1 protein-coding gene is annotated in these 254 nt (G+C 46.5%); it reads left to right on the top strand.

Annotated elements, in window-relative coordinates; genetic code table 11:
* On the top strand, positions 1 to 254 hold a 254-nt coding region (locus KO524_RS15280; RefSeq protein ID WP_219295083.1), incomplete at both ends, for a hypothetical protein.

The raw sequence follows: 254 nt of genomic DNA, 5'->3' as shown, positions 1-254 counted from the left end.
AAGTGCGTATCGCCTTTTCGGATATAAACTGCGAACGGTCGGCAGTGATCAGTCTGCCTTCGAATATCCATACCGATGTGGTTGATCCTAAAGCTATTGAGGTTTGCAGGTGTTCACTTCAAAATCGCGCAGTTGATTTAACGGCAGTGAGCGAAGCCATGTTTTTGGACAATCGAGAACAGTATGATATAGAATATTACAGCAATAGGGCCGATGCCGTTGCGCGTGAGCATCAGATAGAAAATGCCGCGGCT

This window comes from Flavobacterium sp. NKUCC04_CG, from assembly GCF_019345525.1.
GTDB lineage: Bacteria > Bacteroidota > Bacteroidia > Flavobacteriales > Flavobacteriaceae > Flavobacterium.
This window is presented reverse-complemented; position numbering and strand designations above follow the sequence as displayed.